The sequence below is a fragment of the Blautia difficilis genome (assembly GCF_014297245.1).
In the GTDB taxonomy this organism is placed as follows: domain Bacteria; phylum Bacillota; class Clostridia; order Lachnospirales; family Lachnospiraceae; genus Blautia_A; species Blautia_A difficilis.
In genome coordinates this window covers 53,197-79,404 of sequence record NZ_JACOQG010000013.1, presented here as the reverse complement: position 1 = coordinate 79,404, position 26,208 = coordinate 53,197, and the positions used below count along the sequence as shown (strand labels likewise).

General features: G+C 42.7%; 26 protein-coding genes and 1 riboswitch. Of the genes, 19 read left to right on the top strand and 7 right to left on the bottom strand.

The annotated features are described in order from the left end of the window. The 9 genes from H8Z82_RS09760 to H8Z82_RS09720 form a co-directional block, all read left to right on the top strand. A partial coding sequence (locus H8Z82_RS09760; protein ID WP_243176438.1) for a hypothetical protein occupies window positions 1-541 on the top strand: 541 nt, incomplete at its 5' end. A gap of 12 nt (window positions 542-553) precedes the next feature. Beyond that, the gene (locus tag H8Z82_RS09755) at window positions 554-1,396 is read left to right on the top strand and encodes a serine/threonine-protein kinase (protein WP_005333818.1); all 843 of its coding nucleotides are present in this window, start codon (window positions 554-556) and stop codon (window positions 1,394-1,396) included. 13 nt (window positions 1,397-1,409) lie between these two features. Next, window positions 1,410-2,606: a hypothetical protein gene (locus tag H8Z82_RS09750; protein WP_005333823.1), complete on the top strand. Its 1,197-nt coding sequence runs from the start codon at window positions 1,410-1,412 to the stop codon at window positions 2,604-2,606. 291 nt (window positions 2,607-2,897) lie between these two features. After that, the gene (gene sfsA / locus H8Z82_RS09745) at window positions 2,898-3,596 is read left to right on the top strand and encodes a DNA/RNA nuclease SfsA (protein ID WP_118520310.1); all 699 of its coding nucleotides are present in this window, start codon (window positions 2,898-2,900) and stop codon (window positions 3,594-3,596) included. Window positions 3,597-3,858: 262 nt separating this feature from the next. Beyond that, a complete protein-coding gene (rsxC, locus tag H8Z82_RS09740; protein ID WP_243176437.1) occupies window positions 3,859-5,562 on the top strand; it encodes an electron transport complex subunit RsxC in 1,704 nt (567 codons plus the stop codon). Then, window positions 5,520-5,912, top strand: a complete 393-nt coding sequence (locus tag H8Z82_RS09735; RefSeq protein ID WP_330607909.1) for a methylenetetrahydrofolate reductase — start codon at window positions 5,520-5,522, stop codon at window positions 5,910-5,912. The genes rsxC and H8Z82_RS09735 overlap by 43 nt, the downstream gene beginning before the upstream one ends. A gap of 206 nt (window positions 5,913-6,118) precedes the next feature. Further along, window positions 6,119-6,493 carry a RidA family protein gene (locus H8Z82_RS09730; protein ID WP_186995003.1) on the top strand — a complete coding sequence of 125 codons (375 nt, stop codon included), beginning with the start codon at window positions 6,119-6,121 and terminating at the stop codon, window positions 6,491-6,493. Window positions 6,494-6,521: 28 nt separating this feature from the next. Beyond that, window positions 6,522-7,577 (top strand): histidinol-phosphate transaminase, encoded by a 1,056-nt coding sequence (hisC, locus tag H8Z82_RS09725; RefSeq protein WP_186995002.1) that lies wholly within the window; start codon window positions 6,522-6,524, stop codon window positions 7,575-7,577. Window positions 7,578-7,585: 8 nt separating this feature from the next. After that, entirely contained in the window at window positions 7,586-8,086 is a 501-nt protein-coding gene (locus tag H8Z82_RS09720; RefSeq protein ID WP_019162836.1) for a COG2426 family protein, read from the top strand. Between the two features lie 34 nt (window positions 8,087-8,120). Here H8Z82_RS09720 and H8Z82_RS09715 read toward each other — a convergent pair whose 3' ends face one another. The 7 genes from H8Z82_RS09715 to H8Z82_RS09685 are packed head-to-tail and all read right to left on the bottom strand — an operon-like array spanning window position 8,121 to window position 12,979. Further along, window positions 8,121-9,185 (bottom strand): type IV pilus twitching motility protein PilT, encoded by a 1,065-nt coding sequence (locus tag H8Z82_RS09715; protein ID WP_186995001.1) that lies wholly within the window; start codon window positions 9,183-9,185, stop codon window positions 8,121-8,123. Next, window positions 9,182-9,676 (bottom strand): hypothetical protein, encoded by a 495-nt coding sequence (locus H8Z82_RS09710; protein WP_186995000.1) that lies wholly within the window; start codon window positions 9,674-9,676, stop codon window positions 9,182-9,184. Before H8Z82_RS09710 ends, H8Z82_RS09715 begins: the two co-directional genes overlap by 4 nt. Beyond that, complete coding sequence (locus H8Z82_RS09705; RefSeq protein ID WP_186994999.1) at window positions 9,673-10,116, bottom strand: hypothetical protein; 444 nt, start codon at window positions 10,114-10,116, stop codon at window positions 9,673-9,675. Before H8Z82_RS09705 ends, H8Z82_RS09710 begins: the two co-directional genes overlap by 4 nt. A gap of 17 nt (window positions 10,117-10,133) precedes the next feature. Continuing rightward, a complete protein-coding gene (locus H8Z82_RS09700; RefSeq protein WP_186994998.1) occupies window positions 10,134-10,622 on the bottom strand; it encodes a DUF4860 domain-containing protein in 489 nt (162 codons plus the stop codon). After that, entirely contained in the window at window positions 10,619-10,969 is a 351-nt protein-coding gene (locus H8Z82_RS09695; RefSeq protein ID WP_019162831.1) for a hypothetical protein, read from the bottom strand. The genes H8Z82_RS09700 and H8Z82_RS09695 overlap by 4 nt, the downstream gene beginning before the upstream one ends. Before the next feature lie 10 nt (window positions 10,970-10,979). Continuing rightward, complete coding sequence (locus H8Z82_RS09690) at window positions 10,980-12,023, bottom strand: type II secretion system F family protein (protein WP_186994997.1); 1,044 nt, start codon at window positions 12,021-12,023, stop codon at window positions 10,980-10,982. Between the two features lie 35 nt (window positions 12,024-12,058). Then, window positions 12,059-12,979: a transglutaminase-like domain-containing protein gene (locus tag H8Z82_RS09685; protein ID WP_186994996.1), complete on the bottom strand. Its 921-nt coding sequence runs from the start codon at window positions 12,977-12,979 to the stop codon at window positions 12,059-12,061. Between the two features lie 195 nt (window positions 12,980-13,174). Next, a riboswitch (cyclic di-GMP riboswitch) is annotated at window positions 13,175-13,263 on the top strand. 197 nt (window positions 13,264-13,460) lie between these two features. On the opposite strand from H8Z82_RS09685, the gene H8Z82_RS17350 reads away from it, so the two are divergent. From H8Z82_RS17350 to H8Z82_RS09635, 10 genes are all read left to right on the top strand, one after another. Continuing rightward, a complete protein-coding gene (locus H8Z82_RS17350; protein WP_019162827.1) occupies window positions 13,461-14,429 on the top strand; it encodes an anthrax toxin lethal factor-related metalloendopeptidase in 969 nt (322 codons plus the stop codon). Between the two features lie 486 nt (window positions 14,430-14,915). Further along, entirely contained in the window at window positions 14,916-16,298 is a 1,383-nt protein-coding gene (gene rho / locus H8Z82_RS09675; protein WP_019162825.1) for a transcription termination factor Rho, read from the top strand. Window positions 16,299-16,457: 159 nt separating this feature from the next. Next, a complete protein-coding gene (gene rpmE, locus H8Z82_RS09670) occupies window positions 16,458-16,661 on the top strand; it encodes a 50S ribosomal protein L31 (RefSeq protein ID WP_019162824.1) in 204 nt (67 codons plus the stop codon). Window positions 16,662-16,733: 72 nt separating this feature from the next. Continuing rightward, window positions 16,734-17,732 carry a DUF1385 domain-containing protein gene (locus H8Z82_RS09665; protein ID WP_186994995.1) on the top strand — a complete coding sequence of 333 codons (999 nt, stop codon included), beginning with the start codon at window positions 16,734-16,736 and terminating at the stop codon, window positions 17,730-17,732. 27 nt (window positions 17,733-17,759) lie between these two features. Beyond that, entirely contained in the window at window positions 17,760-18,635 is an 876-nt protein-coding gene (prmC, locus tag H8Z82_RS09660) for a peptide chain release factor N(5)-glutamine methyltransferase (protein WP_186994994.1), read from the top strand. After that, window positions 18,628-19,704: a peptide chain release factor 1 gene (gene prfA / locus H8Z82_RS09655; RefSeq protein ID WP_019162821.1), complete on the top strand. Its 1,077-nt coding sequence runs from the start codon at window positions 18,628-18,630 to the stop codon at window positions 19,702-19,704. The genes prmC and prfA overlap by 8 nt, the downstream gene beginning before the upstream one ends. 28 nt (window positions 19,705-19,732) lie before the next feature. After that, complete coding sequence (glmM, locus tag H8Z82_RS09650) at window positions 19,733-21,079, top strand: phosphoglucosamine mutase (protein ID WP_186994993.1); 1,347 nt, start codon at window positions 19,733-19,735, stop codon at window positions 21,077-21,079. Window positions 21,080-21,101: 22 nt separating this feature from the next. Next, entirely contained in the window at window positions 21,102-22,247 is a 1,146-nt protein-coding gene (locus tag H8Z82_RS09645) for a tetratricopeptide repeat protein (RefSeq protein ID WP_186994992.1), read from the top strand. An 8-nt stretch (window positions 22,248-22,255) separates the two neighbouring features. Beyond that, a complete protein-coding gene (gene hflX / locus H8Z82_RS09640) occupies window positions 22,256-23,491 on the top strand; it encodes a GTPase HflX (protein ID WP_186994991.1) in 1,236 nt (411 codons plus the stop codon). Window positions 23,492-23,638: 147 nt separating this feature from the next. Next, window positions 23,639-26,020, top strand: coding sequence for a ribonucleoside triphosphate reductase (locus H8Z82_RS09635; protein ID WP_186994990.1), 2,382 nt, complete (start codon window positions 23,639-23,641; stop codon window positions 26,018-26,020). The last annotated feature ends 188 nt before the right edge of the window (window positions 26,021-26,208 follow it).

Sequence of the window (26,208 nt, the reverse complement as noted above, 5' to 3'; positions counted from 1 at the left end):
TATTTTTGTGTCTTGGATGTACACTGGCGGGACTTCTTTTACAGACTTATTTATTCCAGACAACTTCGTCGGAGCTGATTTAAAAGTGTTATCTCAGTTATTGATGACTAAAGGAAGTACAGGAAGTGAATTGATAACAAGACTTAAGATGCCAGAAAAAGATACAATTCAGGCCATAGAAAAATTACTAGATGCACATATGATTATACGTGATCACGGCTTATGGAAACCAGTAGACATCAAAAAGATATATAATATAAAAAAATTGATTTCAGTGGAAGCTAAAATGACGGATATAAAGAAAGTTGCTGAACAGTCTCTTATTAATACATGGTTTGCATCACAATCATATGCATTAACAAGTACTTCAAATCCGCAAAGTAGTACGATTAAAAAGTTTGAAAGACAAGGCACAGGTTTGTATTGTAAGAAGAGAAGTTTTAGAAAAATAGTAGAAGCAAAGAAATTAGCATCACCGTCAAGTTATCAGTCTTTACAGTTTAATGAATGGATTGGAAGGACTGTTGCCCATTTAAGTTAGGAGAAATGAGAGATGAAAAAATTTCAAGAAATGTGTCAAGAAGAATTTGAAAAAATTGAATTGATGGCACGTGGTGGACAGAAGATTGTATTTGATGGAGTTCACAACTCATATGGAGAAACTGTTATTAAATTATATTTTCAGCTTAACGATCCCAGGTCTCTTAGGGAAATACAAATAGAAAGAGATTTAAACTTATCCATGGTACCTAAAATATATGAAACTGGAACCATAGAGTATGAGGGAACAGAGACATTATATATTATTGAGCAAAAAGTAAAAGGAACAGAATTACGGAAGGTGCTTGAAAGTGGAAAGAGATTTTCTTTAGAGGAAGCAGTGACATTTTTGGAACAGGGGTTAGAGTTTATTGCTTGTATAGAGAATAAAGGTATTGTGCATAGAGATATTAAACCGGAAAATATTATACGAGCAGATGATGGTAGAATATTTTTTCTGGATTTTGGAATTGCAAGGATATTGGGAGCAGATTCATTGACAAGAACAGGTGCAATGATGGGTCCGCATACACCTGGATATGCTGCGCCTGAGCAATTTAATAATTTAAAAAAGGAAATTGATTCTCGAGCAGATATTTTTTCACTAGGAGTTGTTACCTATGAATGTATTACAGGAAAAAATCCATTTAGAGAAGGCTCTATAAATGCACTTGAAGTCTTACAAAAGACAGAAACTATTACACCTGTACAGTATTCAATCAAAGGGGATACTCAAAGTCAGTTTATGGCATTATTAGGGGCAATGATGGGAAAATATCCTTCTAGAAGACCTAGGACTGCTAAGCAAGCAATAGATTGGTTAAAAGTAGCTAAAAAGACATTTGTTTATGAATAGAAGGGGTTAAAGAATGGAACTTTTTATACAAATGGGACATAATATGCAAGCGTTAGCTCTCGAGCATTTAGAAGAGTTTGATGGTGGAACTATTATCATTAGCCCTATGAACATTTTGCCCAATAAGGTAAAAGGTTATGCAACTAGGGTGCATAAGAAAAAAGGGAAAGTACTTGTTGATCCACAATTGTATTATCCTAGACAATATCAAAAAAAATTGTCTCAGTATGCATATTGGCCGAAGAGTGATATTACATCATTGGAAATGGGACAATTTGATACGGTAGTAGAAGAACTATCAAAATTAAATAACGAAGTTGAGGCAGAAGCGTTTTTGTTGCCTTCCATTACTGCTAAGAAAATAGACGATTTATGGAATAAAATACAGAAAATAATAATAGAAAGTGCAAAAAAATATGCACCTGATATGAAGTATATACACACAATTTCATTGAGTAGTGATGTACTTAATGATGAAAGCCAGATTGAACGGGTGATAGAGTATGTTGAAGAATGGGATGTAGAAGGTGTATATATTGTATGCGAACATCCGGAACGATATTATTTGGTGGATCGACCATTGTGGGTGTCTAATATTATGTCATTAGTAGCAGGAATTAAGAGACAGCGGAAGATGACGATTGTGGGTTATGCAAGTCATCAATTATTATGTATGGCATTAGCAAAATGTGATGCAATTGCATCAGGAAATTTTTTGAATTTAAGATGGTTTCAGCCAGAACATTTTGAAACAATAGATGATAAACAGCCTAGCCGTCGAGCGGTATGGTATTATTGTCCACAAGCATTATCAGAGTATAAAATTCCTTTTTTAGACATTGCAAAACGTATGGACCTATTAGATAGAATTGAACCTCCAGTAACGATGAAAAATAAATATAGTGAAATGTTGTTCAATGGAAGTTTACCATCATCAACAGGTTTTGGCGAAAAAGAAGCATTTAGGCATTATCTTTATTGTCTTCATAAACAATGTCAAAATAGTGTTCTGGAAACCTATGCTGAAACAAAAAATTTACATGTTTTAATGTTGGAAACAGCTGAACAATTATTATCGGGGTTAGGAAAAAAAGGAATTAAAGGGCAAGATCGAGATTTTACTGAAATTTTGGATGTAAATAGAGCAGCTATTTCAGCTTTCGATATGGCTTATCATTTTCCGCTTTCACAAGAATGGAATGATTTATAAAAAATCGTTATGCGGAGAATGATATTTGTAGCAATGACGTAACATCTTCCCCACCTACTTTGTGACAATTATATAACGTCCTCTATACAGAAATATGCGGTTTTAAGCCATTTTCGTGGCAAAAAAGCCGCATATTTTTTGTAGCAATGACTTGACATCCTCGGGGGCACTTTGCCTGGAGAATAGTTTCCCAAGGTGAGAATGTTGTAGATATGAGGAAAACATGCTATGGTATATACAGTGTGTAAAAAAGAACAAAGAAAAAATAGAAAGCGTGGTCAATCAGAAAATATGAAGTACGAACACATCACAGAGGGCCGTTTCATAGACCGCCCCAATCGTTTTATTGCACATGTGGAGATCAATGGACAGGTGGAAACGGTTCATGTAAAGAATACAGGCAGGTGCAGAGAGCTTCTGATTCCGGGGGTACAGGTCTTTCTGGAAAAGAGCAGCAATCCGGCGAGAAAGACAGCCTATGATCTGATCTGCGTAAATAAAAAGGGCAGGGGTCTGATCAATATGGACTCTCAGATTCCCAATAAGGCAGCACTGGAGTGGGTAAAAGCAGGACATCTTTTTCCGGAAAAGGTTCAGGTAACGCCTGAGAAGACTTATGGAAATTCCAGATTTGATCTTTATGTCTGCTCAGAGAAACGTAAGGCTTTTATAGAAGTAAAAGGTGTCACTCTGGAATCTGACAATATAGCACGTTTCCCGGATGCACCGACAGAAAGAGGTGTGAAGCATCTGAAGGAGCTGATCCATTGTATGCAGGAAGGATACGAAGCTTATCTGCTTCTGGTGATCCAGATGAAGGGAGTTGACATGTTTGAGCCCAACTGGGAGACTCATCGGGAATTTGGAGAAACCCTGCAGGAGGCGAAAAAGGCAGGAGTGCATATTCTGGCTTATGACTGCCTGGTAGAACCTGACAGAATGGAAATCCGAGATCCGGTACCTGTATGTCTTACCTCTGACCGGAAATAAAAAATCATTCCTGCCCCATTCAGCACAAATATCCATACTTTATAGAAATTTAGGATGAAACCATAGAAGAAATTTATAAAATTTGCCAATAAAACTGGATAAAATGAGCATTTTGTGATACATTTATTAAGGAATATATATTGAACTTATTTATCTGGTTTTATTGGCCCTTTTTTTGAGTGCAGAGAGATGGAGGGAACGTATAAGAGCAGATACCATAAGGATATAATTTTTACTATTTTATCATAAGGAAGGTGAGCAATTGGAAAACTATACTAAGTACAAACTGAAAAGCAATGATGAACTTGCATCAGTGCTTGACGGTAAGGACAACCTGTTTGTGATTGCCTGCAACAAATGTTTCAAAGAATTTGAAACTGTTGACGAACCGGATTGTGACGAATTCCTGAAATTCGCTGCAGATCAGGGAAAGAACGTTACAGGCAGTGCGAAATTTGATTTCTTATGCAACAAGATGCACACAGAAAGAAAATTACAGGATCTGATTCCGGAAGGTACAGAGAATGTAGTAGTAATTTCCTGTGGCCTTGGTATTCAGACCGTTGCGGATCTGGCAGGTAAGCCGGTAGTTGCTGCAAGCAACACTCTTAACTACAGAGGTCATCATGGCATGGCACTTACCAAGAAGAGCTGTGACGCATGTGCGCAGTGTTATCTGAACATTACCGGAGGTGTCTGTCCGATCGTTGACTGTTCAAAGAGTCTTGTCAATGGACAGTGCGGTGGAGCAAAGAATGGAAAATGCGAAGTAGATCCGAATAAGGACTGTGCATGGGAGAAGATTTACCAGAGACTTGCAAAACAGGGACGTTTGGAAGAATTCTTAAACCAGCCTGTACAGGTTCGTGATTTCTCCAAAGTTAATTTCAAAGTGATCAACGACTATGTGAAGTCCATCAGAGAAGAAAGACTGGACGGATATTACGGCGGTGTTCATCCGTCAGAACGTAAGGAATTCAGTGAGCATATCGCTCTGAAGAAATTCCCGGATCCGAAGACAGTTGTAATCTCCATGTCACAGCATCTGGGCGCACCGGCTAATCCGATCGTTCAGGTTGGTGACACTGTAAAAGTTGGTCAGAAGATCGGTGAAGCTGCCGGATTTATCAGTGCTCCGGTACATTCCAGCGTAAGCGGAACCGTAGTTGCTGTTGAACCGCGTATGCATGGCACACGTGGAAGCGAAGTGATGGCTGTTGTCATTGAATCGGATGGAAAAAATACTCTGCACGAATCCGTACAGCCACATGGTGATCTTGACAATCTTACTCCGGATGAAATCATTGATATCATCCGTGAAGCCGGAATCGTTGGTATGGGCGGTGCAGGTTTCCCGACCTGTGTCAAACTTAAACCTGCCAAACCGGTAGATACCATCCTTCTCAACGGATGTGAATGTGAGCCTCTGTTAACAGCAGACCACAGAGTACTTCTTGAGTATGCAGATGACATTATTTTTGGTCTGAAAGCAGTCCTTAAGACAACAGGTGCCGAGAAGGGTATCATCGTTATCGAGGATAATAAGCCGGATGCCATTGAATTAATGCAGAAAAAAGTTGCTGACATCGGAAACATGGAAGTATTTGTTGCAAGAACCAAATACCCGCAGGGCGCTGAGAAAACTCTCATTAAGCGCGTTATGGGAAGAATTGTTCCAAGCGGCGGTCTTCCGGCAGATGTCGGCGTTGTAGTAGATAATATCAGTACAGTAAAAGCAATCTCCGATGCGATCCAGACAGGAATGCCTCTGGTTGAGCGTGTTGCTACAGTAACAGGCGAGAAGATCAAGAATCCTGGAAACTTTGTTATCAAGATCGGTACAAGCGTAAGAGAGCTGATCGATTACTGCGGCGGATTTACAGATGACGATGTTTTGGTTAAGATGGGCGGACCAATGATGGGATTCCCTCTGAACACACTGGATGTACCGATGATGAAAAAGTAGCTGCAGGTGCAGAATACTTCCAGACACAGGCAGTATTTGAACCGGAGAAATTCATCAAATTCATGGAAAAAGCAAAACAGTTCGGAAAACCTGTACAGGTTGGTATCATCATTCCGAAGTCCGCTGGAATGGCTAAATTCATGAACAACAACGTTGCCGGCATTCATGTTCCGGACGAAATGCTCGAGGAACTGAAAGCAGACAAAGAAAAGACAAAAGCAGGTATCACAGGTGTTGAGATCGCTGCACGTATTATCAAAGAGTGCAAGCCATACTGTCAGGGTGTACATATCATGGCACTTGGCTGGGAATCCAAGATCCCGGATCTGCTGAAACTGGCTGAGATCTAAAACGTAAATCTCTGAACTGAGAAGCTGAAAATTATTATCAGGAGCTGTCTGAATCTCGGATGCAAAACCTGCATCCGGGGCGGACAGCTCTTTTATTTGAAAAAGAACATTGACGGCACAGGATTTTGGCGCTATCATTAATGAAAACTTGTAACTGTGAAACTGTGAACAGTTACAAAACTAAATATACTGGAGGTAATGACATCATGAAGACAATTGAGACAAAGAATGCACCGGCAGCAATCGGACCATATTCTCAGGCGAAAGTAGCCAATGGATTTGTATATGCATCCGGGCAGGTTCCGCTGGATCCGGCCACAGGAGAAGTAGTAGGAACTACCATTGAAGAACAGACAGAACAGATTATGAAGAATATCGGTGCTATCCTTGAAGCAGCAGGAGTTACCTATGAAAATGTGATCAAAACCACCTGTTTCCTGGCGGAAATGGCAGATTTCGGAGCTTTTAATGCAGTTTATGATAAATATTTTACCGGAAAACCGGCCCGCTCCTGTGTGGCTGTAAAGCAGCTTCCTAAAAATGTGCTGGCAGAGGTTGAAGTAATTGCAGTAGTAGAATAAGAAAACCGGCCAAGAAAGGAAATACAAAATGAGTACCTGGGAAGACAATGTGCGTAAAGTAATTCCATATACACCTGGTGAGCAGCCGAACCAGCCAGATATGATCAAGCTGAATACCAATGAAAATCCTTATCCCCCTGCACCGGGGGTGGAGAGAGCTCTTAGAGAGCTGGAGACAGATACTATGAGACTATATCCGGATCCTACAGCAGGAGATCTGGTCCATGCCATTGCAGAGAGATATCACCTGAAGGATGAACAGGTTTTTGTAGGTGTGGGATCTGATGATGTGCTGGCTATGAGCTTTCTGACTTTTTTTAATTCAGAAAAGCCAGTTCTTTTTCCGGATATTACCTATTCCTTTTACGATGTGTGGGCAGATCTGTTCCGGATTCCCTATGAGCGTCCGGCTCTGGATGAGAATTTCCACATTCGGAAAGAAGATTATTTCAGAGAAAACGGAGGAGTGATCTTTCCAAATCCCAATGCACCAACAGGTGTAGAACTTCCCTTGGAGGATGTGGAGGATATTATCTGTCATAACCGGGATGTAATTGTGATCGTGGATGAGGCATATGTAGATTTTGGCGGTACATCTGCAGTTTCACTGATTGAAAAATATGACAATCTTCTGGTAGTGCAGACCTTTTCCAAGTCTCGCTCTCTGGCAGGAATGCGTATTGGTTTTGCCTGTGGCAATGCAAAACTGATCAAATATCTGAATGATGTGAAGTATTCCTTTAATTCTTATACTATGGATCGTACAGCTCTGGCTGCCGGTGTGGCAGCAGTGAAAGATCAGGAATATTTTGAGGAAACCTGTAATAAGATCATAGAGACCAGGGAATGGACAAAAAAAGAGTTAAAGGCCCTTGGCTTTTCTTTTCAGGATTCCAAATCTAATTTTATTTTTGCATCTCATGAGACCTGTCCGGCAGCTGAGCTTTTTGCAGCGTTAAGGGAAAAGCATATTTATGTGAGATATTTTCCTAAGGGACGTACAGAAAACTTCCTTCGTATTACCATTGGAACCAGGGAAGAAATGCAGAAATTTATTGACTTTTTGAAAGAATATTTGAAATAGGAGGCTTTATGGAAGCACTGGTACAATGGTTTTCCCATAACCTTTCACAGTATATTTCTCCGGAGGGAGCGGTATTTTTTATTTCTATGATTCCCCTTCTGGAGTTACGAGGAGGGCTTTTGGCGGCATCTCTTCTGAAAATACCGGCAGTGACGGCAATTCCCCTGTGTATAGCGGGAAATATTATCCCCATTCCCTTTATTCTGCTTTTCATCAGAAAGATTTTCAAGGTGATGAAAAAGACAAAGATTTTCCGGGGATTGATCCAGAAACTGGAAGACCGGGCAATGGGAAAAAGTGATCAGGTAAAAAAATATGAGTTCTGGGGGCTGACATTGTTTGTGGGAATTCCACTTCCCGGAACAGGGGCATGGACAGGCTCTCTGATCGCTTCTCTGCTGGAGATTGATATTAAGAAATCTTCACTGGCAATCCTTACCGGAATTATTATGGCAACCGTGATCATGTATGTAGTTTCCTATGGAGTTGTAGGAAATCTGGTTCACTGATTAAGCATTGACTGTATCATGCAGAATGTTCAGATCAGAGCAGTTTACGTTTCAGCATATCTGCATTGGCGGCATATTTCAAGGCTGTTTCTTTTGTGATACGGTTCTGTCGGAATAATTCCAGCAGACTCTGATCCATGGAACGCATGCCCTCATGAGCAGAGGAAGAAATTACACCGTCTATCTGATGTACCTTATTGTCCCGGATCATATTTCGGATGGCAGGATTCAGGCGCATTACTTCAAATACAGGAATGTTGTGACCTTCCACATCCGGCACCAGCTGCTGGGAGATGACTGCCTGAAGAACCATGGAAAGCTGGATGGAAATCTGGCGCTGCTGTGAGGGCTCGAAGACATCTACGATACGTCCGATGGTGTTGGCAGCTCCGATGGTATGCAGACTGGACAGAATCAGATGACCGGTCTCAGCAGCAGTCATAGCAGTCTGGATCGTTTCATAGTCTCTCATCTCTCCAAGAAGGATTACGTCAGGGCTCTGGCGGAGAGTGGCTCGCAGAGATACCAGATAGCTTTCTGTGTCTGTGCAGATCTCCCTCTGGCTGACAATACAGCGATCATGTCTGTGCAGATATTCCAGAGGATCCTCCAGAGTAATAATATGGCCTTCTCTGGAATGGTTGATCTTGTCCACAAGGCAGGCCATGGTAGTAGATTTACCGCTTCCTGCAGGACCAGTAACCAGTACCATACCCTTGGTAAAATCAGCAGTGGACATGACATCTTCCGGAATATGGAGGATGTCGGGATTGGGCAGTTCAAAAGCAATCACGCGGATCACAGCGGCCAGGGAACCTCTTTGTCTGTAAGCGTTCACACGGAATCTGGACAGTCCGGGGACAGAAAAAGAGAAATCATCATCTCCTGTATTCAGGAAAGTATCAATATTTCTGTTATTAGCCAGCTGATAGATCTGCCGGATCAGTGCATCCGTATCTCCTGGCATAAGTCTTTCTCCGTAAGTAGAAAGATTGCCGTCAATTTTTACAGATAAAGGTCTGCCGGCTATGATAAAAATATCAGAGGCATGTCTGGTGGCTGAATAGGATAAAAAATCCGGGATATTGGATGATGTCATTTAGATTCTCCTTTGTTGTAAACGGGCTGTCGGGTATCTGGAGTCCAGGTTCCGGTACTGATGGTTTTCCATGTAATGATTTTGAAATCAGGCAAAGTGGAGGCACCGGCATATTCTGCTTTTGCTTCCACGTAGAGAGCCAGAGCGTCTGAATAATCCAGAGTGAGGGAAAAGGTTTCTGACTGTCTGGACCAGACAGTATTTTTAAAGTTTTTTTCCAGATTTTTCATCTGGGAAAGATAGTGCTCTCTGTCAGAAGCGGATTCGGCAGTTTTCTGGATATATTCTGTGATTTCTGTATACTGTGCAGTGGCAGCAGAACAGGCTTTATAATAGGCTGTGGTCTGATCCAGGGAGAGCTGGCTGGTTTGCAGGTCCTGACGGGAAGTACCCAGAGCCAGGAGTGACAGGATCACCATACACAGGATAGAAAAGATGACAAACATGGAGGGCAGCCCACTGGAAAGAAATACAGTTCTGCGTTTATTCATGTCCCGGCCTCCTTTTGGGAAAAGGGAAAGGTGATAACAGTTTCATATAGGATTGTATGCGAAGCGTCGAAAAAGGTCAGTTCAGCTTCTTTTTTTTTGGTTGAGAGGGAAAGCTGTACAGACAGGCAGTACCGTGCTTCCTCTTCGGGACAGATCGCCCATTCTTTGTCATAATAATAATAAATTTTACCAGATTCTGCAATACCTCCGGGAAGGAGTGATAAAAAGTCATCCGGATCTCCGGTCCAGCCCTCCAGAATTTCTCCTGCAGAGACAGTCAGAGTCTGGATATGATTCAGTTCCCGGGCTTTTCTGCGGTCTGTGCCGGCTGCGGCGAAAATCCGGATGCATGCAGTACAGGCCAGAGCCAGGATCAGGATAGAAAGGATCATTTCCATCAGAAAGAGACTGGATCCGGAACGTTTGTTAAGCTTTTGCATAGTAATCATCCTTTCTGTCATGGAGTTCCGGAGTGCAGAACCAGGCTGCTTTGTTCTCCCTGACAATCCTGAAATGTAATCTGGTAAAAGTGACCGGAGGTTTCCTGTATCCTGAAATCATTGAGACTGGCAATGATAGTTCCCATTTCAGGTGAAGGGGAGATATCTGCAGATGTGAAAAGCTCCTTCAGATTGTTGTCCTGCAGATAAACATAGGTAATATATTTTGTTCCTTCTATGATATCGGTCATGCACAGGGCCTGGGATTTTCCCAGAGTATCACAGTAGATTTCCTGATCTGTGCCGGTGTCATGCTGCCGGAACTTGGCTGTTACATAGGCAATGGCAGTGTACAGGTTATTATTTTTCTGACTGCCGGCAACAGAAACGCTGTAGGCTCTGGCTCCGAATAAAAGCATAAGTAAAAGGAAAAGGAGAAATAAGCCAAAGATCATGACAACAAAGATCCTGTGGACAGAGTGTCTGGGAGAGAGTTTGTCATTCATGAGAGACCTCCCTTCTGCTGAGAAAGAATCAGGACACTGATGGAGGGCAGCAGGTTAGAACCGTTGGGCACATATTCTACTACAAATTTATCAGGGTCATAGGAGATTTTATAATCTGTAAGCAATTCCTCCAGATTCTGGGGATAGTTTCCGGTCAGCGCATAGGTATGGATGGCTCCTTGCTCTAGCGCTCTTTTTAAAGTGGTCTGCTCTTTTGTAACAGCCTCCCTGCCTGCACCTGTGATGCCCAGATAGAAGATCAGACAGACAGCTGCCAGAAGCAGTATGGGGAGGAATGCCTGCAGTCTTCTTTTTATCCGTGCTCTGTCTGTTTCAAATATATCCATAGTGGTCACCTCAAATTGCAATATCGGAAAGAATTCCAAGGAGCGGCATCATGACAGAAAGGAGGACCAGACCGATCAGGACAGAAAATATGATCACGATGGTTGGTTCTACAATGGAGATAAGATTTCCGGTAACTGTCAGCGATGAGTCGCGGTAGCGTTGGGCAAGGCGGTTCATGACTTCATCTGCAGAGCCGGCCCGCAGACCCACAGTGATCAGTCTTGCTTCCATTCCCTGAAAAAGTTCTGAGTCAGACAGTGCATTTTCCAGCAGAGAACCTTCTTCCAGCAAAGCACAGGCTTTTACATTTTTTTTCTTAATATCCGGCTGGGAAATAAGCTGTCCGGCCATTTCCAGAGTGGTAATATGGTCCATGCCGCTGTGAAGTCCCATGGCAATGGCCTGGGTCAGTCTTGCATAATCGGCAGAAATGGAGATTTCCCTTATATGGGGAAGATGACCGGCCAGGTTCTGCAGATAAATGCGGCCTTTGGAAGTAAAGAAAAGAACAGCAAAAGCAGCAATCATTACCAGGATCACGGCGAATACTACAGCGGAGTACTGGCTGATCATACTGCCGGCATGGAAAAGACCGTTGGAGAACTGATTCATTTCCAGTCCCATCTGCTGAAATACCTGGCGGAATACAGGCAGGACCTTTGCCAAGAGGATAAGGATCACAGCAGCCATCATCACCAGCATGAGAAGGGGATAGGTGATTGCACTTTTAATATTTTCTGATATTTCCATCTCTTGCTGGTAGTGCAGGGAGAGACTGTTCAGTACCTCGTCCAGGCATCCGGTTTCCTCTCCGATTTTTACATAAGAGATCATAGAGTCCGGAAAAAGTCCGGTGTTGTGGAGAGAAATATAAAAGGAACCGTTTTCTTCATAATCTGTCTGGAGGGACTGGAAAAAATCTCGTCCCTTTTGGGTATGACTATCCTCCAGCATCAGCTGGATTCCTTCTGCACAGGAGATTCCTGAGTGCAGAAGGATGGAAAACTGTTCGCAGAAATAAAAAAGCTCCTGATTGGTTAGTTTTGCTTTCATGAAAATTTTATTCCTTTCTGAGACTTGCGACAGACTTATCTTGTAAATTGTACAGTGTAATTTTCATCATCTCCTATGTATTGCCGGATGGATGCATCTTCCTTGCTGTTGGAGTCAAAGGTGGGATCCATGCGGGACCAGGAATCGCCACTGAATTCCACAGCCTTATCCACCCATCCTCTGGAACGGATATATATGCTGATCCAGGCGTGCTTGACAGTACCGGCATATCCGATCTGAAGCTTACAGGGGATGTCGCGGCTTCTGAGCATGGCTGCTGTAAGGGCGGCATAGTCAAAGCAGATTCCCTTTCCTGTTTCAAGGGTCTGGTCTACATTCGGAAGATAATCAGAATCCACACTTTCTGCCAGTTCATAATCATAGGTGACATGGCTGATAACATAATTATAAATTGCCTGAAGGGCATCAATGTCGGAGGTATCTTCTGATACAATGGAGAGGGCTAACTTGCTGGCCTTTGATTCCGGCGAAAAATTCACATACTGATTGGGATAGAGAAAGGGGAGGAATTCATTATCTAACTGAACATCCAGATTCTCTGCGAAAAGAGCTGCATATTGTGTACCGTCTATTTGCTGGTAACAACAGATCTGATAAGTACCGCTGCCATCTGTAAAGGGAATTACAGCGGTTTCGCCGGGCTGTATAAAATAGGAATAAGTAGTTCCACCGTCTGCTGTCAGCTGAACGTTCACCTTTTGTCTTGTGGAATCAGACACAGCAGTGAGATAACCTTGTGTGATATTGGAGATATCCAGAGTTAGTGGGGAATTTCCTACAATTTTTTTTCCGGGAGCTTTGGGAACCAGTACCTGAAGAGGGGAATAATCGGGAGGCTCTTTGGAGTCTCCGTCAGAAGTCCCGCAGCCTGCCAGAACCAGACAGGAAATCAATACCAGGACGACAAAGACATGGACAAAATGAGGTTTTGACATTGGTTCATTCCTTTGCGTATATTAAAATAAAAAATGTGTATGTAAAGATGATAGTATTTTGGGTTAAAAAGTATTTCTATCAACAGTATAGCAGATTAGCGGAAAAAGAAAATGTAATTTACAAAAAAATTAATATTTGTAATAATTTGTCCGTAAAACTGTATTGACATTCTCAAAAACGCGGAATATACTATAGATAAATAAAGGCAAACCTGTTGAAAAGCAGGGACGCAAAGCCAAGGGTCTAAGATCAGCATTGCTGATTATGACAGCCGGTTGCCACATTAAATTCCAATTATGTAATGTGATTTCAGGAAAGAGCTGATTTGGATCAGCTTATATTTGTGGTAGCCGTTTATATTGATAAACGGTTTTTTTTTTATTTCCGCAGATAAAAAAGTCAATTTTTAATCCATATTGCTTCTGATATCTGGATCCATTCACGTAGGATTGCAACATTCAGAAAGGATGTGTAAGGTTTATGAAAAAGAGAATCACTGAATTATTGAAAAAGAGAAGGGTAGCAGCAGGACTCACTGCAATTGTGCTTGCTGTAGCTGTGGGCAGTGTAGCTGTTGTACAACAGAAAAGCCAGATACCGGAGCTTCCGGTGTATACAGACCCTGAGATGGAAACCAACATTGAGGAAGAGGAGACACCTCTTGCAGATAAGCCAGTGGTTAAAACTACTACAAGTAAGAAAACAACAACTAAGAAAGTAAAAATGAAAAAGGCAGCAGCAAAAACATACACAAAAGAACTTCCTGCCACATCAACTACTTCCAAAAAAACAGCTCAGACTTCCAGTGCTTCAGTTGTAACCAAGACAACAGTTGTAAAAAAGATTGAAGAGAAATATACAAAGAAGTCAAAAGTGAAAGTGGTTACTACAGTAGCTACTACCACAGTTACCACAACTACAACAGCGAAGGCAGGAGCTTCCACAGGAGTTAATTCTGCAACCACAGCGAACAACAATAGTGGTGTTACAGGTACTGTTGAGGTTGGACAGCTTGCTCCGAAAGAAGACAGCCGTGTACTGACCGCATACAGAACCCTTGGATTTAAAGTAAATGTAGATCCATCTGTTTCTTATTCAGGATATTTCAATGCCCGTAACAGACAGATCACATTGAAAAAAGTAAATGAAACCATTTATCATGAATTGGGACATTTCATTGCATTTATTGCCGGTAATGTAGACACTACATCAGAATTCAAGACCATCTATAATCAGGAGAAGAGCCTGTACACAGCTTATAATAAAGCTTATGTAACACAGAACAGTTCAGAATATTTTGCAGAATCAGCGAAAGAATATGTTCTGAATCCAGGTGCATTAAAAGCTGCAAGACCGAAGACTTATGAGGCTGTCAGATCAGCGGTTGAGTCTATTACAGATGAACGTATTGCAAAGATTCAGAAATATTACGGAGCAATCTGGAAATAATTTATAAAGTGATGAGCGAAGCCGGAAGCATAGATATGCTTCCGGCTTTTTGCAGGCTCTTTCTGATAAACTGCAATTCCATTGCCGCAGGCAATCTGGAACGAATTTTGACGGAAAAGGTAATAGAAAACCACTTGCATGCAGGAGCAGGAAGAGAATATAATATGAGACAAGCTACTGTTCACACACCACTATCCCGCGAGGTGTTTTGGCATGAATATGCCAAAATCCCGAGACATACAAGCCAAAATTCTATTGCCGCAGGCAATCTGGAATGAATTTTGGCTCAGTTACTGAGAACGGAGTGAACAGTAACTGAGACAATAGAGCAACAGTAGACAGATAACAGAAAGTATGTTAATATATACAAAATATCTGATATTCCTGCCATTTCCGGCAGTTTATCCCATTAACAGAAACAGATAATAAATGAAGATTGATAAATGTTATATTTAATATAGCTACAGAAAGCTGTGAGGTATTTATATGAGAGAAAAGTATGAATCATTATCTCTGGCAACATTAAAAGATCTGGCAAAAGCCAGAGGTTTAAAGGGAGTGTCAACGTTGCGGAAACCGGAACTGATCGAACGGATGCTTCAGGAGGATCAGCTGGAGAACGAAGAGAATAATAAAAAAGCTGAGAAGAAAGAGCCTGATAAAAAGGCGGAGGAAGAGGAGCATAAGAAAGCAGAAAATGAGTCTTCCCAGAGTCATGTATCTGCGGAAAATGTACAGCTGGACAGCGGAGAGAAGGCCAATGGGATTCTGGAGGTGCTTCCGGATGGATATGGATTTATCCGATGCGAAAATTATATGCCCGGTGAAAACGATATTTATGTATCGCCTTCTCAGATCCGCAGATTTAATTTAAAAACAGGAGACATCATCCGTGGTAATATCAGGATTAAGACCCAGGGCGAGAAATTCAGTGCCCTTTTGTATGTGACTTCCATCAATGGATTCCATCCCAGCGAGGGCCAGAGGCGATATAATTTTGAGGATATGACCCCTATTTTTCCCAATGAACGTCTGCGGATGGAGAGACCAGGCGGAACTGTAGCCATGAGGATCGTGGATCTTATCAGTCCCATTGGAAAGGGACAGCGTGGAATGATTGTGTCCCCGCCAAAGGCCGGTAAAACCACGCTTTTGAAGGATGTGGCCAAATCGATTCTTAAAAATAACCCGGATATGCATTTGATCATTCTTTTGATCGATGAGCGTCCTGAAGAGGTTACAGATATTAAAGAAGCAATCCGTGGAAGCAATGTGGAGGTGATCTATTCTACCTTTGATGAGCTTCCGGAGCATCATAAGCGTGTATCTGAGATGGTAGTGGAGCGTGCGCGCAGATTGGTAGAGCATAAAAAGGATGTTACCATTCTGCTGGATTCCATTACCAGACTTGCAAGGGCATACAACCTGATCATTCCGCCAAGCGGACGAACTTTGTCTGGTGGTCTTGATCCGGCGGCTCTGCATATGCCGAAGCGGTTTTTCGGAGCTGCCAGAAATATGCGGGAGGGAGGCAGCCTGACTATTCTTGCCACAGCGTTGGTAGATACCGGAAGTAAGATGGATGATGTAATCTATGAGGAATTTAAGGGAACCGGTAACATGGAGCTGGTACTGGACAGAAAGCTGCAGGAGAAGAGGGTATTCCCTGCTATTGATATCCAGAAATCCGGCACCAGACGAGAGGATCTTCTTCTGACAAAAGAGGAACAGGAAGCTGTGTATATTATGCGTAAGGCATTGAATGGTATGAAGTCTGAGGATGCGGTAGAGCAGATCCTGAATATGTTTGCACGGACCAGAAATAACGAGGAATTTGTGCAGACAGTGAAGAAGCAGAAATTCATTTAAAAAAAATGTAAAATACCTTGCATTCCTCCGGGGGCTGTGATATAATCAAAAAGCTGTTTAATTAATAGTAAATTTGCTGGTGTCGCATAAGCGGCAATCAGTGATAATTCGTCAATGAATACGAATAGTAAATAGAATTTTTACAGAGAGGTGAAAATCATGAGAGAAGGAATCCATCCGAACTACTATCAGGCAACTGTAACCTGTAACTGCGGTAATACATTCGTAACAGGTTCTACAAAGCAGGACATCCACGTAGAAATCTGCTCCAAATGTCATCCATTCTACACAGGTCAGCAGAAAGCTGCACAGGCTCGTGGACGTATTGATAAGTTCAATAAGAAATATGGTCTGAGCAAATAATCAGAATATAGTATGAATTGAGAAGGTTGAGGTTGGGAAATCTCAACCTTTCTTGGTCTTTAGGAGAAAAAGATGAAATCATCAAATATTGGCGGCCAGGCAGTTATGGAAGGCATCATGATGCGCCATAAGGATAAATACTCCATTGCAGTGCGCAGGCCGGACAAAGAAATTGAGTTAAAGGTAGAGGACTATAAGTGTATATTTGGAAATGCAAAATTTCTGAAATATCCGCTGATACGTGGAGTTGTAAGCTTTGTGGATTCTCTGGTGATAGGAACGAAGTGTCTGATGTACTCTGCCGAGATCGCAGGTGATGAGGAGGATGAGGAAGAAGCAGAAAAGAATGCATCCCTCACTGAGGAAGAGCTTGCAGCAAAAAAGAAAAAAGAAGACAGGCAGTTTAAATGGCTGTTATATATTACAGTGGCAATTTCTATTGTAGTATCCATTGCAGCTTTCATGCTTTTGCCTTATGCACTGGCCAGTCTTTGCCGTAAGGTAGGAGCTTCTGAGTTTGTGGTGACCATTGTGGAGGCTTTTGTAAAGCTGGCATTGTTCATGGGATATATGCTTCTCATTTCCAGAATGAAGGATATCCAGAGAACGTTTATGTATCATGGGGCAGAGCACAAGTGTATCAATTGTGTGGAGCATGGTCTTCCGCTTACAGTGGAGAATGTACTGGCAAGCTCCAGACAGCATAAAAGATGTGGAACCAGTTTTCTGTTTCTGGTAATGATCGTCAGTATTTTTCTGCATTTTATATTTGTATTGGTGCCGGGTTACTGGGTAAGATTATTCGGAAGACTTCTGATGGTACCCATCGTGGCAGGTATTTCCTTTGAGATCATTCAGTGGGCAGGCAGATCAGACAGCAAGATCGCAGATTTTTTCAGCAAGCCAGGTCTGGCAATGCAGAAGCTTACTACAAAGGAACCTACAGCGGATATGGCAGAGGTTGCCATTAAGGCTGTGGAAGCGGTGTTTGACTGGAGAGCATATCTGAAGGAGGAATTTGAACTGGATATTCCGTATCCTTCTGATGAAAAGACAGCTGCTGCAAAGTAGGAGAAAAGACCTGGGAGGAAAGAAGCTATGGAAACCCTTACAGGATTATTAAAAAAAGGACAGGAAATTCTTGCACAGGCAGGAATTGAGGAGGCTGGGCTGGATGCCCGCCTCCTTCTGGAATATATCACAGGAAAAAGCCGGGCGTATTACCTTGCACACGGAGAAGAATGTGTTACAAAAGAGACAGCGGACCGGTATCTGGAGTTGGTCACAGGTCGCTCGCAGCATATCCCTCTTCAGCATCTGACGCATCAGGCTTTTTTTATGGGATATGAATTTTACGTTAATGAAGATGTGCTGATTCCCAGACAGGATACGGAGACACTGGTGGAGGAAGCACTCAGACTTCTGAAGGGCAGGCAAAAGCCCAGGGTTCTGGATATGTGCACAGGTTCAGGCTGTATCCTGACCAGTCTTCTGCTGGAAGTTCCAGATGCATCCGGCGCAGGGGCAGATCTTTCGGAAAAAGCATTGAAGGTGGCTGCCTGCAATGCCCGGAGGCTTCAGACAGCAGACAGGGCAGAGTTTGTAAAAAGTGATCTGTTTTCTTCAGAATATTTCAGCGGGCCGGTTTATGATATGCTGATATCAAACCCACCCTATATTCCCACAGGGGAGATTGAGGGACTGATGGAAGAGGTAAGGCTGCATGATCCCCGGATGGCTTTGGATGGAAAGGCGGACGGACTGTACTTCTACCGTGCCATTACGAAGCAGGCCATGGATTATATAATTCCCGGAGGCTGGCTTCTCTATGAGATTGGCTGGGATCAGGGAAAAGCTGTGAAAGAATTGCTGGACAAAGAAGGATTTATAAATACAGAAATAAAGAGGGACCTGTGTGGATTAGACCGCGTGGTCCTGGGACAGAAATCATTACAGGAGGAACAGAATGTTTGATAAATTAGACGATCTGCTCATTCGCTTTGAGGAGGTACTGAATGAACTGGGAGAGCCCGGAGTTACAGATAACCAGGAGCATTTCCAGAAGCTTATGAAGGAACAGAGTGATCTGCAGCCTATCGTAGACACTTATCGTGAATATAAGAAAAATAAAGAAACCATCCAGGACAGCATTGCCATGCTGGAAGAGGAAAAGGATGAAGAAATGAGGGAAATGCTCAAAGAGGAGCTGTCCGATGCAAAGAAAAAGGTAGAGGAGCTGGAGCATGAACTGAAGATTCTTCTTCTTCCAAAGGATCCAAACGACAGTAAGAATGTTATCGTAGAGATCCGGGCAGGTGCCGGCGGAGATGAGGCAGCTCTTTTTGCAGCAGAAATCTACCGTATGTATGTGAAATATGCGGAATCACGGCGCTGGAAAACAGAGATGATGAGCCTTAATGAAAACGGAATCGGCGGATTTAAGGAAGTTACTTTCATGATCACAGGTGCAGGAGCTTATTCCAGACTGAAATATGAAAGTGGTGTACATCGTGTGCAGCGAGTACCTGAGACAGAATCCGGCGGACGTATCCATACCTCTACCTGTACAGTGGCAATTATGCCTGAGGCAGAGGAGATTGATTTTCATCTGGATATGAATGACTGTAAATTTGATGTGTTCCGTGCTTCCGGTAACGGTGGACAGTGCGTTAATACTACAGATTCAGCAGTACGACTGACTCATATTCCTACAGGTATTGTAATTTCCTGCCAGGATGAAAAATCACAGCTGAAAAATAAGGATAAGGCTCTGAAGGTACTTCGTTCCCGTCTGTATGAGATGGAGCTTGCCAAGCAGCATGACGCAGAGGCAGAGGCGCGCAGGAGTCAGATTGGAACCGGTGACCGTTCAGAGAAGATCCGTACTTATAATTTCCCTCAGGGACGTGTGACAGACCACAGGATCAAATTGACCCTCCACCGTCTGGATAATATTTTAAATGGTGACCTGGATGAGATCATTGATAGTCTGATCGCAGCAGATCAGGCAGCGAAGCTGAGTAACTTACAGGATGAGGTATAAATATAGTTATTAATTAAGGAGGAGCATTATGGGAAAATATTTTGGAACAGATGGTTTTCGAGGAGAAGCTAATGTCAAACTGACAGTAAATCATGCATTTAAGGTTGGACGTTATGTAGGCTGGTATTATGGCAGGAACCACAAAGCAAAGATTGTTATCGGTAAAGACACCAGAAGAAGCAGCTATATGTTTGAATATGCTCTGGTAGCAGGACTGACTGCTTCCGGTGCAGATGCATATCTTCTTCATGTTACTACTACACCAAGTGTTTCCTATGCAGTCCGCACAGAGGATTTTGATTGTGGTATTATGATTTCTGCAAGCCACAATCCCTTTTATGATAATGGAATCAAACTGCTGAATGGAAATGGACAGAAGATTGAGGCTGAGATTGAGGCCAGGATCGAATCTTACCTGGACGGTGTGCTGGAAGAACTTCCTCTGGCAACCAGGGAGGATGTGGGACGTACTATAGATTTTGCTTCCGGACGTAACCGCTATATCGGACATCTGATTTCTATTCCATGCCGTGATTTTAAAAATATTAAAGTTGGTCTGGATTGTGCAAACGGAAGCTCCTCAGCTATTGCCAAGAGTGTATTTGATGCACTCCGTGCAAAAACATACGTGATCAATAATGAGCCGGATGGAACTAACATTAATACGAACTGTGGGTCTACACATATTGAAGTGCTTCAGAAATATGTGGTGGATAATGGTCTTGATATTGGTTTTGCCTATGATGGAGATGCAGACCGCTGTATTGCAGTGGATCATCTGGGAAATGTGATCGATGGAGATAAGATCATGTATGTCTGTGGAAAATATCTCAAAGAGCAGGGAAGATTAAATGGCAATACAGTGGTAACTACTGTAATGTCTAATCTGGGTCTGTACAAATCCCTGGAAAGAGAAGGAATTGATTATGAGCAGACAGCAGTAGGTGATAAATATGTTGCCGAGAATATGATGGAAAATAATTACAGCATTGGCGGTGAGCAGTCAGGACATATTATTTTCAGTAGATATGCAGCAACAGGAGATGGAATCCTGACCTCTCTTATGATCATGGAGGCCTGCGTAGAGAAAAAAGCAACTCTGTGTGATCTGGCAAAGGAAATGAAAGTTTATCCTCAGCTTCTGCGCAATGTGCGTGTGTCTGACAAGAAAACTGCCAGGGAAAATCCGGCGGTTGTAAAGGCTGTTGAGGAGGTTGCCATATCCCTGGGCAATGAAGGTCGTATTCTGGTCCGTGAAAGTGGTACAGAACCTTTGATTCGTGTTATGGTAGAGGCAGGAACAGATGAACTTTGCCATAAAAATGTAGACAGGGTAGTGAAAGTAATGGAAGCAGAAGGTTTGGTTATTGATTAAATTTGTGATATAAAGGATACTCATGAAGAATAGAAAGATAGCAGTGTTTTTAGCTGTATGCCTGGGAACTGTCTTTTTTTCCGGCTGCGGCAGTGATATGAAAAATTACAGACAGGCATCCAGTAATCTGGAAGCAGAAAAATATGACGAAGCGCTGCAGGAATTTGAAACTGCTATTGCTGCCGGCGTAAATCTGGCGGGCTCTTACAGAGGGGCAGGAGTGGCGAATGTGCATCTTGGAAATTATAAAGAGGCCATTGAAAATTTTACGGATGCCCTGAATTGTAAGAAGGTTGGAAAATCTCTGAAAAAGGATATTTTATCCTACAGAGCAGCTGCATACCTAAAAATAAAAGCATATGATGAGGCAATGGCAGATTGTCAGTCTATTGCAGCAGATTATGATATGGATGCAGATGTGTATTTCCTTACAGGTGAGGTGGCATTGGCCATGGATTCCTATGAGGAGGCTTCCACTGATTTTGAACAGGCATATGGAGAAGAAGCTACTTACGATATGGCAATCCGCATTTACAGTGCTTATCTGGAAAAGGATATGGAAGCAGATGGAACCCGCTATCTGGAAGCTGCTCTGTCAAAGACTGCAGACAATGCCCAGGATCATTGTGACAGGGGACGGGTATATTATTATATGGGTGATTATGATAATGCCCAGAAAGAACTGCAGGAGGCTGCAGATGATGGCAATACAGAGGCCGTGCTTCTCCAGGGAATGGTTTACATGGAACAGAAGGATACAGCCAGTGCCAGAAAAAAATTTGAGGAATATGTATCTCAGGCAGAGGACAGTGCCAGAGGCTTTAATGGTCTGGCTCTCTGTGATATAGAGGATGGAGATTATGACAGTGCTCTTTCTAATATTTCCAGTGCCCTCACCTTTGCAGAAGGAGAGGAACTGAAAAGTCTTTTGTTTAATGAGATGACAATATATGAGAAGAAGCTTGATTTTGTAACTGCAAAACAGAAAGCAGAAGAGTATCTGGAACTGTATCCGGATGATAAGACTATGAAAAAAGAACTGGCATTTCTGAAAACCCGTGTAACCGGGCAGAATGAAAATTCCGGAGCAGAGACAACAGCAGAGGCTGCTGCTGTGGATAGTAATGCCGCAGATAGTGCAAATACAGACAGTTCTGAGGAACAGTAGGAGAGTATATGGAAGAGCTTGGCAGATTAGAAGAACGGGTGATCCTTATAGGTGTGCAGACGGCTGCAGAGGACAATGTACTGGATTCCCTGGACGAGCTGGAGGAGCTTGCAGAAACTGCAGGAGCAGTGACTGTGGGAAGGATGATCCAGAATCGTGAGGCAGTACATCCCGGTACTTATATCGGTAAAGGTAAAATAGAGGAAGTGCGTTCTCTGGTATATGCCATGGATGCCACAGGAGTGATCTGTGATGATGAGCTGTCTCCGGCACAGCTGAATAATCTGGAGAGGGAGCTTGACTGTAAGGTTATGGACAGGACGTTGCTGATCCTGGATATTTTTGCTGCAAGGGCAGTTACCAGTGAAGGAAAGATTCAGGTGGAGCTGGCACAGCTTCGCTATCGTTCGGCAAGACTGGTAGGTCTGCGGGAATCTCTGTCCCGTCTGGGCGGTGGAATCGGAACCAGAGGGCCCGGTGAGAAGAAGCTGGAGACAGACAGACGTCTTATCCGCACCAGAATTTCAGCTCTGAAGCAGGATCTGGCACAGGTGGAAAAGCACAGAGAGCTGCTCCGTACCGGACGGGCAAGAGGTAAGGTAAAAACAGCGGCTATTGTGGGATATACCAATGCCGGAAAATCCACTTTGCTGAATAAGCTTACAGGTGCATCGGTTCTGTCTGAAGATAAATTATTTGCAACCCTGGATCCTACCACAAGAATTCTGAATCTGAAGGATGGACAACAGATCCTGTTGACAGATACCGTTGGTTTTATCAATAAATTGCCCCATCATCTGGTGGAAGCCTTTAAAAGTACACTGGAAGAGGCTAAGTATGCAGATTATATTATCCATGTGGTAGATGCTTCTAATCCTCAGGCAGAAATGCAGATCCATGTGGTATATGAGACCTTGAAGGAACTGGGGGTACTGGGAAAAAAGATCATTACCCTTTTTAATAAGCAGGATGCACCGGGGGCAGCAGTACTCAGAGATTTTAAATCAGATTATTCGCTGAAAATTTCAGCCAGGACCGGGGAAGGGCTGGATGCATTAAATGATCTTCTGGAGAAGCTTCTGACAGAGGAACTGATCTATGTAGAGAGAGTTTTTCCTTATCAGGAGGCTGGGAAAATTCAGCTGATCCGTGAATTCGGACAATTGATCTCAGAAGAATATACAGAGTCCGGGATTACTGTAAAGGCAAGGGTTCCCCGGGAAATCTACCCTCAGGTAGTATAAAAAAACAGAAAGAGAAACACCATATAATGTTTTTGCGATTAAAATAAAACACAATATATGGTGTTTTTTAATGTTGACGGAATTACAGGACGATGATACAATGAAACGGAATCATTATTTTACTTGAGAAGGTTGGGAGGCTTTGATATGTTTCAGGTAGTGAAACGGGATGGACAGATGGATGAGTTCAAGATAGGTAAGATCACATCTGCCATTGATAAAGCGTTTGATGCGCAGGAAAAGAATTACAGCAAAGAGATGATTGATCTGCTGGGACTGCGGGTGACAGCAGATTTTCAGAATAAGATCAGGGATAATAAGATTTCCGTAGAAGAGATTCAGGACAGTGTGGAGAATGTACTGATCCAGGCTGGATATGCAGACGTGGCAAAGGCATATATCCTTTACCGCAAGCAGAGGGAAAAAGTACGTAATATGAAATCTACGATTCTGGATTATAAAGAAATCGTAAACAGTTATGTAAAAGTAGAAGACTGGCGTGTAAAGGAGAATTCTACAGTTACTTATTCTGTAGGAGGACTGATCCTGAGCAACTCCGGTGCAGTAACTGCAAATTACTGGCTGTCTGAGATTTATGATGATGAGATTGCTGAGGCTCACAGAAATGCGGATATCCATATCCATGATCTGTCCATGCTTACAGGATATTGTGCAGGCTGGTCATTGAAGCAGCTGATCCAGGAAGGTCTGGGAGGTATTGAAGGCAAGATCACTTCTTCACCGGCCAGACATTTAAGTGTACTTTGCAATCAGATGGTGAATTTCCTGGGAATTATGCAGAATGAGTGGGCCGGTGCCCAGGCATTTTCATCCTTTGATACATATCTTGCTCCTTTTGTAAAGGCTGACAACCTGAGCTATCCGGAAGTGAAGAAATGTATTGAATCCTTTATCTACGGGGTAAATACTCCCAGCAGATGGGGAACCCAGGCTCCGTTTTCCAATATTACCCTGGACTGGACAGTTCCGGATGATCTTGCAGAGCTGCCGGCTATTGTAGGCGGCAAAAATATGGATTTCAAATACAAAGACTGCAAAAAAGAAATGGATATGATCAATAAGGCCTTTATTGAGACCATGATCGAGGGAGATGCCAACGGCAGAGGCTTCCAGTATCCCATCCCCACATATTCTATCACAAAGGAATTTGACTGGTCAGATACAGAAAACAACCGATTGCTTTTTGAAATGACTTCCAAATATGGAACTCCATATTTCTCCAATTATATTAACAGTGATATGAAACCCAGCGATATCAGAAGCATGTGCTGCAGACTTCGTCTGGATCTGAGGGAGCTCCGCAAAAAGAGCGGCGGTTTCTTTGGCTCCGGTGAGAGTACAGGTTCCGTTGGTGTTGTTACTATTAATATGCCGAGAATTGCTTATCAGTCCAAGACCCCGGAAGAATTTTACAGACGTTTGGATCATATGATGGACCTGGCTGCCCGTTCCCTGCACATTAAGAGAGAAGTGATCACCAAGCTTCTTAATGAGGGCCTGTATCCTTATACTAAGAGATATCTGGGCAGCTTTTCCAATCATTTCTCTACCATTGGTCTGGTGGGAATGAATGAGGTTGGGTTAAATGCCTGCTGGCTTGGAGGAGATATGTCTGATGAGCGTACCCAACAGTTTACCAAAGAGGTTCTTCTCCATATGAGAGAGCGACTGTCTGATTATCAGGTGGAATATGAAGGTGAACTGTTCAACCTGGAAGCTACTCCGGCAGAATCTACAGCCTATCGTCTGGCAAAGCATGACAGAAAGCGCTGGCCGGATATCCGTACAGCCGGAAGCAGAGGTGATACTCCATATTATACAAACAGTTCCCACCTTCCGGTGGAATATACAACAGATATTTTTGATGCACTGGATATTCAGGATGAATTACAGACACTGTATACTTCAGGTACTGTATTCCATGCATTTATCGGTGAGAAGCTTCCTGACTGGAAGGCAGCAGCTGCGCTGGTTCGTAAGATTGCTGAGAATTATAAGCTTCCGTATTACACGATTTCTCCTACATATTCAGTATGTAAGGAGCATGGTTATATCAGCGGAGAACATTTTACCTGTCCGAAGTGTGGTAAGAAGGCGGAGGTTTACAGCCGTATTACCGGTTATTACCGTCCGGTACAGAACTGGAATGACGGTAAGGCACAGGAGTATAAGAACCGTACCCTGTATGATGTGATGCATTCACAGCTGAAAAAAATGAAGCCTGTACACACCAGTGTGGTAACTATGACAGAGGATGATGTGAAAATCCAGCCTGTGACAGAACATAAATATCTTTTTACTACCAGTACCTGTCCAAATTGTAAGATGGCCAAGAAGATGCTGGAGGGTGAAGAACTTGAGATCATTGATGCTGAGAAAAATCCGGAGATGGCCAAGGAGTTTGGAATTATGCAGGCACCTACGCTGGTGGTTATGAGCGGAAAGAATGTGACAAAGTATGTAAATGCATCAAATATCCAGAAGTATGTGGATGATCTGGAGGAATAAACTGCGGAGCAGTTATTCGGTGTAGAGCCACGTAGCGAAGCGGATTGCAAATATCCGCTTGTCAATTAAGAGGGCAGTTTCCTGCATAAGAGCGGAAACTGCCCTTTTAATACTGTTGAGAACAGAGAAGAGACAGTAACTGTCATTGTTTATTTACTGTTTACTGGCAATATATTTTGAATATATGA